The following is a 13,039-nucleotide window of genomic DNA, read 5'->3' on the forward strand; positions in this document are numbered from 1 at the left end:
GGTTGCGCCCGGCGGTTTGCCGGTTCGGCTTGCGGCTCAGCGTTTCAGAGCCTCCAGCCCTTCCGCCACCGTCGTCAGCGCGACTTCCGTGATCTCGTATTCGGCAACACCATGGACGGTGAAGGGATCGGCCGCCACGTAAGCTTCGATCTCCGCGCGTTCGCCAGCGGCAAGAATGACGCCGCCGGTGCGCGGCACCTTGCGGCCGGAGGCGAGGAACCAGCCTTTGGCATATCCTTCCCTCACCCAGGCCATATGCGGCTCCATGTGCCTGTCGGCCTCTTCGTTGGGCTTCACGTAGGTCAGGGAGAGGATAAACATTGATCAATCCTTTTGCAGCGTGGCGCGGATCAGGCCGCGCAGCGAATTTCCGACGTAAAGCGCGCCCTTGTCCAGCTCATCCGATGTGATGCGGCCGACGCGGGCCTTGCGCTGGCAGATAAGCTCGGTGCGCAGCACGCCGGCAAGCAGGCCGCAGGAGATCGGCGGCGTCTTGAGAAAACCGGAGCCGTCATCAAGGAAGATCGAGGTGATCGTTCCTTCGCAGACTTCCTGCCGCTCGTTGAGCAGGACGACCTCATCTGCCTGCTGCGGCGAGAATTCGGCGCGCGCCGCCTCGTAGACAGCGCGGCGTGTGGTCTTGATGCGCAGCAGCCTGTCGCCGGAATCGAGACGCGTGCCGGCGATGCGGACCTTCCAGACCGTGTCCTGCGGCAGCGGCGTGAAGGGGGCGGTGGCGATATCGATCCGGCCCTGTCCGTCGAAAGTCAGCCTGACGCGGCGCGGCTCCTCACCGTCCTTCACGGCATCTTCCAGCTTCGCGACCACATCGACCGGATCGGGAAAGCCGATGCGGCGGGCGGAACGGGAGAGGCGGGCAAGATGCAGGCGCAGGCGAACGAAACCTTCATCCGGTTGCCAGCGCAGGGTTTCGATCAGCGAAAAATCCGTCATCGGGCGATCCATTGGTCGCCGACGGCGAAGCGGGCCTTGAGCAGGCATTCCTCATATTCAGCCTCAGCCGTGGAATCGAAGACGATGCCGCCGCCGACATTGAAGACCGCCTTGCCGCCATCGAAGAGGGTCATGGTGCGGATGGCGACGGAAAAGCGCATCGCCCCATCGGGCGAGATCATGCCGATTGCGCCGCAATAGGCATCGCGCGGGCCGTCTTCGAGATCGTGGAGGATCTCCATGGCGCGGATCTTCGGCGCACCGGTGATCGAGCCGCAGGGAAAAAGCGCGGCGAAGATGTCACCGACGGACAGATCGGGCCGTAGCTTTGCCTGGACGTGGCTGACCATCTGGTGCACGGTCGGATAGGTCTCGATTGCGAAGAGTTTGGGAACGTCGAGCGTTCCGACTTCCGATATGCGCGAAACGTCATTGCGCAGCAGGTCGACGATCATGCGGTTTTCCGCCTGCGTCTTGATGTCGGCCTTCATCGCTTCGATGATCTCCGCGTCCTCCGTGGGCGTTGCGCCGCGCCTGGCGGTGCCCTTCATCGGATGGGTCTCGATCCAGCCATTTTCGTCGGTGCGGAAAAACAGTTCCGGCGAGCGGGAAAGAATGATCGGGCCGCCGAGATCGGCAAAAGCACCGTATTTGACCGGCTGACGGTCGATCAGCGACCAGAAAGCGGCAAGCGGGTCGCCGCTCCAGCGCGCCTCGATCGGCATCGTCAGGTTGGCCTGATAGATATCGCCGAGGCGCAGATGCCGGTGGAGGCGTTCGAAACGCTCCTTATATATGGGGAAATCCCAGCCCGCCTTCGGTGCGGTCAGGAATTCCTCGTTTTCGAGGCGCTGTCGTGGTTTCGCAAGAGGATGGCCGTTCGGCTGCGGCGCTTCAAAGACGCCGAACAGCAACAGTGGCGTTTCCCGGTTCTCCTGCGCGAAAGGAGCGAGTTTCGCCTCGAAGAGATGGCCTGCCTCGTAGGCCATGTAACCGGCAAGCCATTTGCCGGCCTTCTGCGCCTCCTCCATCTGTTTCAGCGCCGGCAGAAATTCCGCGCGCGTGCGGGCGACGATCATGTCGTCGGGACCGGCGAAGAGCATGACTTCGCCGGTCGTGTCGTCCCGGAACAGAATGAAGGGTTCGGATGCTGCCATGAGCTTTCCAGCGCCGGCGCAGGCTCCCGTGGCTTATGCCTTGTCCAGCGCTTCCAGTTCGTCGATCAGCCCTTCGATCATCGACAGGCCCTTGCTCCAGAAGGAGGGATCGGTCGCATCGAGGCCGAAGGGCTTCAGCAGTTCGGAGTGATGCTTGGTGCCTCCGGCCTTCAGCATCTCGAAATACTTCTCCTGGAAACCTGTCTCAGCCTTCTGGTAGACGGCGTAGAGCGAGTTCACCAAGCAATCGCCGAAAGCGTAGGCATAGACGTAGAAGGGCGAATGGATGAAGTGAGGGATATAGGCCCAGTAGGTTTCATAGCCCTCAGAGATCCTGATCGCCGGGCCGAGGCTTTCCGACTGGACGGACAGCCAGAGCTCGCCGATGTCGTCAGCGGTCAGTTCGCCGGCCTTGCGGGCGGTGTGGACCTTGCGCTCGAATTCGTAGAAGGCAATCTGGCGCACGACCGTGTTGATCATGTCCTCGACCTTCTGGGCGAGCATCGCCTTGCGCTCGCGCTTGTCCGTCGTGCGGTCGAGCAGGGCGCGGAAGGTCAGCATCTCGCCGAAGACGGAGGCGGTTTCGGCGAGCGTCAGCGGCGTCTGGCACATGAGCGCGCCCTGCGCACCGGCAAGAACCTGATGTACGCCGTGGCCCAGTTCGTGGGCGAGCGTCATCACATCGCGCGGCTTGCCCATATAGTTGACGAGCACGTAGGGGTGGGCCGAAGGGACGGTCGGATGGGCGAAGGCGCCGGGCGCCTTGCCGGGGCGAACGGGGGCGTCGATCCACTGCTCGTCGAAGAAACGCCTGGCAATATCAGCCATTTCCGGTGCGAAATTGCCGTAGGCCGACAGAACCGTATCCTTGGCTTCCGACCAGGAAATGATGGCGCTGGAGGTCTCCGGAAGCGGCGCATTGCGATCCCAGAAGTTCATCTGCTCCATGCCGAGCCACTTCGCCTTCATTTTGTAGTAGCGGTGCGACAGGCGCGGATAGGCCTCCTTGACGGCTGCAGCAAGGGCATCGACCACATCGCGCTCGACGCGGTTTGCCAGGTGGCGGCTGTCGGCAATGTCTTCGAAGCCGCGCCAGCGGTCGGAAATTTCCTTGTCCTTGGCGAGCGTGTTGGTGATCAGCGTGAAGGTGCGGATATTGGTCTTGAAGGTTTCGGCAAGCGCCATTGCCGCCTTGCGACGCACTTCCGGATCCTTTTCCTGCAGCATGTTCAGCGCCACTTCGAGCGGCAGTTTCTCGCCGTCGATTTCGAAGCGCAGCTCCGCCATGGTCTCGTCGAAGAGGCGGTTGAAGGCGGCCGCCGACGTCATCGACTTTTCGAGGAAGAGCTGTTCCAGCTTGTCCTCAAGCTGGTAGGGCTTGTCCTTGCGCAGGTCGACCAGCCAGGGACGATAGTGACCGGCAAGCGGATCGTTTGCCATGCAGGCGTCGATGACGGCGTCGTCGATGCGGTTCAGCTCGAGGGCGAAGAACAGCAGGCGGCCGGAATAGTCAGTCAGCTTGGCCTGGACGTCGCCATAGAGCTTGCCGTTTGCCGGGTTGGACGTATCGGAGAAATAGGTGAGGCCGGCAAACGAGCCGAGCCGGCCCATGATATCGTCGAGCGCCTCATATTCCTTCAGCGCCTGGCCGATGCCTTCCTCGCCTTTCCTGGTCGCCGCTTCGGACAGCTTGCCCTTCCACTTGGTTTCGAAATCGGACGCTGCCTTGCCGGCCTTTTCCATGTCGGAAACGAAGGCGGTGGAGGTGGCGGAAGGATAGAGGTCCTGCAGGCGCCAACCCGGAAGCTCGCCCAGGGCCGGGTCCGCCGCTGCGGCGGCAGCCGTTGCCGAAAGGTAAAGATCGGCGTGCGCAAGCTGATGTCTCATCGGGCTGTTCCTCTTCCTCTTTTATAACAGTTTGTCTGTCTAAGCGCCGGAAGGTTCCGCATCAAGGGTTTTCGGCGCCTGGAAGGCCTTGTAACGGCACGAAAACGGCTCGTCACAATCGTTAAAATGCAATTGTTTCTCAAAACAGGATGTTCAAGCCTTTCTGTCAGAGTGCGCTTCATGGTTTCGCATGAAGTGAGGCGACAATGACCGGTTACAATGAGCTCAAGGGAGCAGGGCAGATCCTTGTGGTCGAGGACGATCCCGTGCAGCGCCGTCTGCTCAAGAACGCGATCGAGCGTAGCGGCCATGTGGTGCATCAGGCCGAGAACGGCCGCATCGGGCTGGAGATGGTGAAGCGCGATCCCGGCCTTTTCAACGTCATCGTGCTCGATCTGATGATGCCGGAAATGACCGGCCTCGAATTCCTCGAAGCGCTGCATGATTTCGGCACCCAGATCCCGGTCATCGTCCAGACGGGCCAAGGCGGCATCGAGACGGTCGTGCAGGCGATGCGCGCCGGTGCCTTCGATTTCGTCGTCAAGCCGGTCTCTCCCGAGCGGATCAACACGTCGATTTCCAATGCCATGAAGCTCGACCAGCGCGAGGTGAAGGCCCGTGCCGGCCGTCGTTCGCGCTCGGGTTCCGTCGGCTTCGACGACATCGTTTCGGCAAGCCCGGCAATGATCCGCGTCATCGATCTGGCGCAGCGCGCCTCGCAGTCGAACATTCCCGTCGTGCTCGAAGGCGAATCGGGCGTCGGCAAGGAGCTGGTGGCACGTGCCATCCAGTCGGCCGGCGATCGCGCCACCAAGCCGTTCGTGACGGTCAATTGCGGTGCCATTCCGCACAATCTCGTGGAGAGCATTCTCTTCGGCCACGAGAAGGGCGCCTTCACTGGGGCGACCGAAAAGCATATCGGCAAGTTCATGGAGGCCGATGGCGGCACCATCTTCCTCGACGAGATCGGTGATCTGCCGCTCGAAGTGCAGGTGAAGCTGCTGCGCGCCGTTCAGCAGGGCGAGATCGAGACCGTCGGTGCGCGTACGGCGCACAAGGTCAATGTCCGCCTGATCTCGGCGACCAACAAGGATCTGATCGAAGAGGTCAAGAACGGCCACTTCCGCGAAGACCTCTACTACCGCCTGAACGTCTTCCCGATCACCATTCCGGCGCTGCGCAAGCGCAAGGAGGACATTCCGCATCTGGTGCGCGTCTTTGCCGACCGCTTCTCCAGCGAGCAGAAGAACGGCCGGCGCATGACGGTCAATGCCGGCGCGCTGGCACTGCTGACCGCCTATGACTGGCCGGGCAATATCCGCCAGCTGGAAAACGCGATCTTCCGCGCCGTCGTGCTTGCCGAAGGCCAGGAACTGACGGAAGCCGACTTCCCGCAGATCGCAGCCCAGCTTCCGAATTACGACGTCGTGGATCACCTGGCACTCGTTGCCGACAATTCGCACCTCGACCCGGACGCGGAATTTCCGGAAGACTATCCGGCGGAGACGGTTGCCGAGACGATACGTCGCGGGAGCGAAGCGCCCGACAACGCGATATCGAGCGTCAACCAGTCCGGCGACGTTCGAAGGCTTGCCGATGTCGAGGAAGAACTGATTCGTTTTGCCCTGAAGTTTTACCGGGGGCAGATGAGTCAAGTGGCAAGAAAGCTAGGTATCGGCCGGTCCACACTTTACAGAAAACTCAAGGACTACGGTATCGACCCCGATAATCCTCAGAAAGATGCGGCATAACAGCCTTTTTATTAAGAAAGAGGCAACCACATTTCGTTACCGTCCATAAACCACTTGTTAGCGGCTCGTTCACTATGTAAAGAAAAGGTTGATCATGTGTGGCATTTTTGCCATCGTGTGACCGCAATTGACAGCCATTTGAGACAGCACAGGACATTGACTGTCTGACGGGGACCGAGTTGCCGAATCTGAATGGGAATACCAAGCTTTCGCGCTTGAGTTGGCGCCTGCCATGCGCCAAGATTGGCGGAAAGGCAATTAGGACGGCAGCGGCCGCCCTTCTTGCACTCGCGGTTTCCTCGCCGGTATTCGTCGGCACACCGTCTCAGGCCGCCGGGGATACCCGCAGTCTCAAGCTCTATTTCATCCATACCGGCGAAAAGGCCGTCATCACCTACAAGCGCAACGGCAAGTTCGACCCTAAGGGTCTCGAGCAGCTCAACCGCTTCCTGCGCGACTGGCGCAAGAACCAGCCGACGAAGATGGACCCGCGCCTCTTCGACCTTATCTGGGAAGTCTACCGCCAGTCCGGCTCCAGGGATTATATCAACGTCGTCTGCGGTTTCCGCTCGCCGGCCACCAACGAGATGCTGCGCGGTCGTTCGCGTAATTCCGGTGTCGCCGAAAAGAGCCAGCACATGCTCGGCAAGGCGATGGATTTCTTCATTCCCGACGTGAAGCTCGCCACATTGCGCGCCATCGGCATGAAGATGCAGGTCGGCGGCGTCGGCTTCTATCCGAAGTCCGGTTCGCCCTTCGTGCATATGGATGTCGGCGGCGTTCGCGCCTGGCCGCGCATGAGCCGCGACGAGCTGGTCCGGCTCTTCCCCGACGGCAATACCATTCATATTCCCGCCGACGGCAAGCCGCTGCCGGGCTACCAGCAGGCCATGGCCGATTATAAGCGCCGCATGGCGAATGGCAGCCAGATCATGATGGCGAGCGCTGCCGATGTCGCGTCGGACGAACCTCGCAAGCAGAAGACGCTGTTTGCGGTCCTCTTTGGCGGCGGTGCCGACGAGGAAGAGGATAATTCCGAGGATAGCACGCCGGTGGCCGTCGCCAAGGCGACACCGCCCAAGGCCGAGGCCGTTCCGGCCGCCGAGCCGCAGCAGCAGACCGAAGTGGCAGGCGTGAATGCGCCGGTGCCGCAGGTTCGCCCGGCCTTCAGCAACCAGCTTGCCGGCAACGAGGTTGCCAATGCCCTGGTGCCGCCGTCCGCGGGTAACGCCGCCCAGCAGGCGCTTGCCGCCATGCCGGCGGGCCAGCCGCAGGAACCGGAGCATTTTGCCGATCTCAGCGGTTACAGCATTCCGGTCCCCTCGCTCCTCGGTCAGCGTCGTGCCCCGGGTGATGCCGAACTTGCCTCTGTCGATCCGAATCTGATGTCGACTGGTGTTCCGACCCCGTCCGAACGTCCGGCCCTTGCCGAAAACCTGCTGGCCGCGCAGAACGCCGACCCGGAAGCGGAGGAAGACGAGGCCGATCAGGATATGCTTTCGCCCGCCATGGCGGCGGCGCTTGCAAAGCAGCAGGATGAGAGCGGCAATGCCGAGCTTGCCATGAACGCGCCTTCCGAGCCGCAGACCGTCGAACAGGCGATCAATGCGGCGGCGCCGACAAATCCGCCGGCGCTCGACAAGCCGCCGATGCAGCTTGCAGCCCTTGCTCCGATGACCAAATCTGCCAGCTTTGCCGCGCCTGCCGCAGCACCGAAGCCTGTCGCGGTCGATAGTCCGATCGCGCAGGGCGTTCCGACCAAGGGCGGTCGTCCGACGAAGCAGGAGGCGGTTGCCGCCGACGAAAGCCGCCAGACGGTGCGGACCGAGCCGAAGCTGACCCAGAAGATGATTTCGCAGTGGGCGCTGACCAACGCTCGCCTGGAAATGGCCTCCAAGAAAGTGCAGGCGCCGCGCTTCGTCAGCCAGACGCTGCGCGCCCAGCCGACCGCGGTCTATGCCGAAGGTTTCGTGAAGACGGCGTCGGTCGATCCCGCCCGCTTCAGCGGCACGGCCGTCAACTTCATGGAAGTGCGCAAGTTCAACGCGCGCTGATCCCGTCCGTATCCCGAACAGACAAGGCCGCCGGATCGTCTCCGGCGGCCTTCGTTCTTGTGGTGGCGGCACGGCGAATATCGCGGCCGGTCCTTCGATGGGGCAAAAGAAAAGCCGCCGAAACGGCGGCTCCCTGAAAATGCGGTTGGGCCGCCCTCAGCCTTCGGGTGGCGATTCGATCATGCCGAGGGCATGCAGGTAGGTGTCGAGGATCGCATCTTCTTCCATGCGCTCCTGTTCGTCCTTCTTGCGCAGCGCAACGACCTTCTTGAGGATCTTGGTGTCGAAGCCCATGCCCTTGGCTTCGCCATAGACGTCCTTGATGTCGTCGGCGATGGTCTTCTTTTCTTCTTCCAGGCGTTCAATGCGCTCGACAAAAGCGCGAAGCTGATCGCGGGCGACGCCATGTGCATCAGACATCCGTGTTCTCCTGATTTCGGGATATGAATGCGAGTTGCCAGTGACTGCCGCGAAGTGCCGCCAGCGTCAAGGCGCTTTCAGGACGGATGGCTTATTTGTGCGGGTTGTTCACCTCAAAAGCCGCCTTTTGCACAGGCGATGCTTCCGTCTGGTGAAGGTTCTTCCAGTCCTCATAGGGCATGCCGTAGACGATCTCGCGCGATTCGTCCTTCGTCATCGCGACGCCTTCGGCTTCCGCGGCCTCGCGATACCAGTTGGACAGGCAATTGCGGCAGAAGCCGGCAAGGTTCATCAGATCGATGTTCTGCACGTCGGTCCGTTCGCGAAGATGCGCGACGAGACGGCGGAAGGCTGCGGCCTCGAATTCCGTCTGCTGTTTCTTGCTGAGCGTGGTCATGGGGCAAGTCCTTTCACTCAATAGGGGCCGGTGCGCGAGGCATGCACGCTGTATGCATGAAGGGCCGGATCTGCGTTCATCGCCGCAAAGATAGGGTCCAGGCGCGCCGCCCATTCCTCGACGCCGGCCTCGTCGCCGATAAGGTCCTGCCGCACTTCGAGAAGCGCATGCGGGATGCCCGTTATCATGCAATGACGATACATGGTGTCGCCCTTCAGGGCGCCGTCATAGGGTTCGTTGTCTCCGACGACGAGATCGGGATCGGCCCGCAGTTTTTCAAGCAAGGGGGCGACGGCGCGGTGGTCGCTGTCCCAGAGCACGGCAGCGTGCCAGGGGCGGGGAATGCCCTTCCAGGCCGGCGTGAAGGAGTGGAGAGACAGCACCAGCGGGGCCTTGCCCGCCGCATTCGTCACCCTGTCGATCGTCTCCGACACGGCATTGTGATAGGGTCTGTGGAAAGTCTCGATCCGATAGTTCCACTCTTCCTCACTGATTGGATGGTTGCCGGGGACGATGGCACCGTCGGAGATTTTCATGATCAGCGTCGGATCGTCCTCGCCCCGGTTGGGATCGATCAGCAGGCGCGAAAAACCGCCGAGCACACCCGGCACGCCCAGTCGGGCACACAGCTTGCGGGCCAGGCGCTCGATGCCGATGTCGTAGGCGATGTGCCTGGCGAAAGCGCTTTCCGGCAGGCCAAGCCGGCCATATCGTTCGGGCAGGCGGTTCATGGCGTGATCGCCGAGGATCACCATGCCTTTGTCATGTTGGCCGGGTAGGATTTCAAAAGATTGGAAGTGGTCCATCAGGAAATTGCCAATTGTCATTTCGCGTGTTCGCCCAGTGATTGCATGCGCGTTCGGCCGGTTCAAGCGCGATGGGCGGGCCAGCGCGACAAGATGCGCCCGATGGCCGGTTATGAAAGGAAATATAATCGATTAGCATTGCGTTGACTTTCGCTTGACGGCGGCGCAAGAAGACACGGACAACGAATAACCGTGGAGCTATTTGGGAGCCGTGTTGATCCAAGCCGCGCCAAGTTTCCTCACGCGGTCCGGACCGCTGGTCCGTCTCGCATTGTTCGCTCTTGCAGCCGTTTCGCCGTTTTTCATCGCCGATGCCGCGCGTGCGGATTTCCGTGTATGCAACGGCACGCAAAATCTGGTTGGAGTCGCGATCGGATACCGCGCGAAGGAGGGCTGGGTCACGGAGGGTTGGTGGCAGGTGCCGGCAACGACCTGCGCCACGCTGATCGAGGGAGAATTACAGTCGCGCTATTATTACCTCTACGCAGAAGACGCCGCCCGGGGAGGCCGATGGACGGGTGACGTGCAGATGTGCGTGGCGGAAAACGAATTCAAGATCACGGGTGTGCAGGACTGCTATGCCCGGGGTTATCAGAAAATGGGATTCAAGGAATACGATACGGGCCGCCAGGGAAGCTGGATGGTTCAACTCTCCGACACCCCAGGGACGCAAGAAAGCCAGAATTGATGAAGCGTAACCGCAAAGTTAAAATCCTCGCCACCCTCGGACCAGCCTCCTCCGAGGAATCGATGATCGAGAAGCTGCACCAGGCGGGTGCGGATATTTTCCGCATCAACATGAGCCATGCGAGCCATGACCTGATGCGCACGCTCGTGCAGCGTATCCGCGCCGTCGAAGCCCGCTCGGGCCGACCGATCGGCATTCTGGCCGACCTCCAGGGTCCGAAGCTGCGCGTCGGCAAGTTTGCCGATGTCAAGGTGGAGCTGAAGCCGGGCCAGACTTTCACGCTCGACAACAACGACACCCCCGGCGACAATACCCGCGTATACTTGCCGCATCCCGAAATCCTCGAAGCCGTCCAGCCGGGCCACCGCCTGCTGATCGACGACGGCAAGCTCGCACTGCGCGCCGAAAAGTGCGACGGCAAGAGCATCGTGACGACGGTTATCGCCGGCACCAGCATTTCCGACCGCAAGGGCGTCAGCCTGCCGGATACGCTGCTCGGCGTTGGCGCGCTGACCGACAAGGACCGCGCCGACCTGGACGCGGTTCTGGCGACCGACGATGTCGACTGGGTGGCGCTCTCCTTCGTCCAGCGCCCCGACGACCTCGCCGAAGTGCGCAAGATCGCCCGCGGCCGCGTCGGCCTGATGTCGAAAATCGAGAAGCCGCAGGCTCTGGAGCGTATCGAGGAAATCATCGAGCTTTCCGACGCGCTGATGGTCGCGCGTGGCGACCTCGGCGTCGAAATGCCGCTCGAAGCCGTTCCGGGTATCCAGAAGCAGCTCATCCGCGCCTGCCGTCGCTCGGGCAAGCCCGTCGTCGTTGCCACGCAGATGCTGGAATCGATGATTTCCTCGCCGGTTCCGACGCGCGCCGAAGTCTCTGACGTTTCCATCGCCGTCTTCGAAGGCGCCGACGCGATCATGCTGTCGGCCGAATCGGCGTCCGGCGCCTATCCGGTCGAAGCCGTCTCGATGATGGCCTCGATCGCGAGCACGGTGGAGAAGGACCCGCATTATCCGGGCATCATCTATGCGCAGCGCGCTCAGCCGGAAGCGACCGGTGCCGACGCCATCTCGCTTGCCGCCCGCCAGATCGCCGAAACGCTGAAACTGTCGGCCATCGTCTGTTACACCTCGTCGGGCACGACGGGCCTGCGCGCCTCGCGCGAGCGTCCGCAGGTGCCGATCATTGCGCTCTCGCCGATCATCAAGACGGCACGCCGCCTGTCCGTGGTCTGGGGCATGCATTGCGTCGTCACGCATGATGCGACCGATCTCGACGATATGGTCAACCGCGCCTGCCGTATCGTGGCCTCGGAAGGCTTCGGCAAGCCGGGCGACCGTATCATCATCTCGGCCGGTGTTCCGCTCGGTACGCCGGGCGCGACCAATATGCTGCGCATCGCCTATATCGGCTCGGACGGCCAGAGCGGCATCTGATCGCTTTCAGGTCTTTTCCATGCAAAAGCGCTCCTCGAAAGAGGGGCGCTTTCTGTTTGACGGTTTCGATCTGGGCGCCTCAGCCGCGGGAGAGGTGTCCGACACGATAGACCTGCTTGCCGTCCGAGGCGGGCGGGGCCTCTGCGTAGAGGCCGAAGCGCACTATCGTCCAATCATGCGGATCGAAGGCGGCAATGCGGGCGAGAACATGTTTGCCGCCGGCTTCCTGTTCTGCCAGGTCCATCTCCTGCTGACGCAAGTCGGGCAGGGAGGTACGCGGCGCAATGGAGAGCAATTCACTCTGCGCAAAGCGGGCCTCCGCAAGGTCCGGCAAGACATGCGCCTGCCAGACGATCCAGCAGCGAATGCGCGGTCGGCCAAAGGCTTGCTCCAGCGCGGCAAAGCCGGGGCCGCAGATGAAGTCGCCGGCGCCTTCCGGCCGATCCCAGAGATAGAAGGGCGCATACAGGTTTTCCCGGCAGCCGAATTCGCCCCGACGGGCGCTCAGAAAGGCCTTGAAACCGAGATGCGGAAAGCCGTCCATCGCCGGCCCCTTGTCGCGGATACGGCGATCGATGATGTCCATGTCGTAGTCTGCGGGCAGCGTGAAGGAATATTGCATAGCCATCATGGCTGCTGTTCCTTTCCGTCGTGCCAGTCGACGAAGCGTCCCTTCTCAATGCCCTGGATGCTGAGATAGCTGAACGGACTGTCGGCAGTCGCTCCGTGCCGGTGAAGCTCGTCGGGGGCGAACCAAACTGCGTCGCCGGCCCTGACTTCCTCAGCCGGCTCATGCTTTCGCTGGACGAGACCGACGCCGGAGAGGACATAGAGGAGTTGGCCGCGCGGATGCGTATGCCAGTTCGTAACCGTGCCGGGCTCCAGGGTTGCGCGCATGGCGGTGTTTTCGCCTTCGATCTGGCTATCGAGCAGCATCTCGACCCAGAAAGGTGCATTCGAAATGCCTTCGGGAGAGCGAATAGCATTGCCGGCGCGGCGGATCGTCATTGTCTCCGGATTGGCCACGCTCATGCCTGATGACTCCGGGCACGCGCTTCCCAGCCGGGCTCCGCCATTTGCGCGAGGCCGTCACCGAAGGACCATTCGTCCGGCCCGCTGGTCGAGATGACGATCATCACGTCTTCCGGGCGCAGACCCGGGGACTGCCGCAACAGCTCAACGGCCCGGCGGAAGAAGGCCTTGCGCGTTTCGGTCGTGCGCGGCTTGCCGGCGGTGATCGCAATCAGCACGAAATCATCCGAGCGCGGACCGGCCAGGTAGTTGCGATCGAAGATCAGTTCGCCCGGTTCATGCTGGTGAATGATCTGGAAACGGTCGGCCGACGGTACGTTGAAGGTCTCGACCATGGCCTGGTGAATGCCGTTCGAAAGGGCACTGAGATAGTCCGGCGACTTGCCTTTCAGAAGCGAGATGCGAGCGAAAGGCATTGGATGCCTCCTTGTTGGATGTCTTGACAGGGGAAGCA

At 61.9% G+C, this 13,039-nt stretch carries 14 protein-coding genes; 4 read left to right on the top strand and 10 right to left on the bottom strand.

Translation table 11 applies throughout. The features are described 5' to 3' along the window. Window positions 1-36: 36 nt before the first annotated feature. From ACU8HS_RS12610 to ACU8HS_RS12625, 4 genes are read right to left on the bottom strand one after another with little or no spacing between them, the layout of a single operon-like run. Window positions 37-321 (bottom strand): YciI family protein, encoded by a 285-nt coding sequence (locus ACU8HS_RS12610; RefSeq protein ID WP_112563796.1) that lies wholly within the window; start codon window positions 319-321, stop codon window positions 37-39. Window positions 322-324: 3 nt separating this feature from the next. Next, entirely contained in the window at window positions 325-954 is a 630-nt protein-coding gene (locus ACU8HS_RS12615) for an aminotransferase class IV family protein (protein ID WP_162758004.1), read from the bottom strand. Beyond that, the gene (locus tag ACU8HS_RS12620; RefSeq protein ID WP_447014498.1) at window positions 951-2,111 is read right to left on the bottom strand and encodes an aminodeoxychorismate synthase component I; all 1,161 of its coding nucleotides are present in this window, start codon (window positions 2,109-2,111) and stop codon (window positions 951-953) included. The genes ACU8HS_RS12615 and ACU8HS_RS12620 overlap by 4 nt, the downstream gene beginning before the upstream one ends. A 33-nt stretch (window positions 2,112-2,144) precedes the next feature. Beyond that, complete coding sequence (locus ACU8HS_RS12625; RefSeq protein WP_113412916.1) at window positions 2,145-3,998, bottom strand: M3 family oligoendopeptidase; 1,854 nt, start codon at window positions 3,996-3,998, stop codon at window positions 2,145-2,147. Between the two features lie 206 nt (window positions 3,999-4,204). Here ACU8HS_RS12625 and ACU8HS_RS12630 point away from each other — a divergent pair, with 206 nt between their 5' ends. Both ACU8HS_RS12630 and ACU8HS_RS12635 read left to right on the top strand, forming a co-directional pair. Beyond that, entirely contained in the window at window positions 4,205-5,749 is a 1,545-nt protein-coding gene (locus tag ACU8HS_RS12630; protein WP_112563802.1) for a sigma-54-dependent transcriptional regulator, read from the top strand. 179 nt (window positions 5,750-5,928) lie between these two features. Further along, window positions 5,929-7,803 (top strand): DUF882 domain-containing protein, encoded by a 1,875-nt coding sequence (locus ACU8HS_RS12635; RefSeq protein ID WP_447014499.1) that lies wholly within the window; start codon window positions 5,929-5,931, stop codon window positions 7,801-7,803. A gap of 156 nt (window positions 7,804-7,959) precedes the next feature. On the opposite strand, the gene ACU8HS_RS12640 is transcribed toward ACU8HS_RS12635, so the two are convergent. The 3 genes from ACU8HS_RS12640 to ACU8HS_RS12650 all read right to left on the bottom strand — a co-directional run bounded on the left by ACU8HS_RS12640 (window position 7,960) and on the right by ACU8HS_RS12650 (window position 9,426). Further along, the gene (locus ACU8HS_RS12640; RefSeq protein ID WP_007822869.1) at window positions 7,960-8,223 is read right to left on the bottom strand and encodes a DUF2312 domain-containing protein; all 264 of its coding nucleotides are present in this window, start codon (window positions 8,221-8,223) and stop codon (window positions 7,960-7,962) included. A 91-nt stretch (window positions 8,224-8,314) separates the two neighbouring features. Further along, on the bottom strand, window positions 8,315-8,620 hold the full coding sequence (locus ACU8HS_RS12645; protein WP_112563806.1) for a DUF1244 domain-containing protein: 306 nt from the start codon (window positions 8,618-8,620) through the stop codon (window positions 8,315-8,317). 17 nt (window positions 8,621-8,637) lie between these two features. After that, entirely contained in the window at window positions 8,638-9,426 is a 789-nt protein-coding gene (locus ACU8HS_RS12650) for an N-formylglutamate amidohydrolase (protein WP_447015903.1), read from the bottom strand. Window positions 9,427-9,640: 214 nt separating this feature from the next. Between ACU8HS_RS12650 and ACU8HS_RS12655 the strand changes: the two genes are divergently transcribed. Continuing rightward, window positions 9,641-10,114: a DUF1036 domain-containing protein gene (locus ACU8HS_RS12655; RefSeq protein WP_377310929.1), complete on the top strand. Its 474-nt coding sequence runs from the start codon at window positions 9,641-9,643 to the stop codon at window positions 10,112-10,114. Continuing rightward, window positions 10,114-11,553 (top strand): pyruvate kinase, encoded by a 1,440-nt coding sequence (gene pyk / locus ACU8HS_RS12660; protein ID WP_112563810.1) that lies wholly within the window; start codon window positions 10,114-10,116, stop codon window positions 11,551-11,553. Before ACU8HS_RS12655 ends, pyk begins: the two co-directional genes overlap by 1 nt. A 79-nt stretch (window positions 11,554-11,632) precedes the next feature. Here the strand turns inward: pyk and ACU8HS_RS12665 are convergent, their stop codons facing one another. The 3 genes from ACU8HS_RS12665 to ACU8HS_RS12675 are packed head-to-tail and all read right to left on the bottom strand — an operon-like array spanning window position 11,633 to window position 13,001. Continuing rightward, a complete protein-coding gene (locus ACU8HS_RS12665; RefSeq protein ID WP_112563812.1) occupies window positions 11,633-12,184 on the bottom strand; it encodes a DUF4865 family protein in 552 nt (183 codons plus the stop codon). Then, complete coding sequence (locus ACU8HS_RS12670) at window positions 12,181-12,585, bottom strand: cupin domain-containing protein (protein WP_112563814.1); 405 nt, start codon at window positions 12,583-12,585, stop codon at window positions 12,181-12,183. Before ACU8HS_RS12670 ends, ACU8HS_RS12665 begins: the two co-directional genes overlap by 4 nt. After that, window positions 12,582-13,001 (bottom strand): tautomerase family protein, encoded by a 420-nt coding sequence (locus tag ACU8HS_RS12675; protein WP_112563816.1) that lies wholly within the window; start codon window positions 12,999-13,001, stop codon window positions 12,582-12,584. The genes ACU8HS_RS12670 and ACU8HS_RS12675 overlap by 4 nt, the downstream gene beginning before the upstream one ends. Between the last annotated feature and the right edge of the window lie 38 nt (window positions 13,002-13,039).

The sequence above is a fragment of the Rhizobium sp. KDH_Rht_773_N genome, from assembly GCF_052946295.1.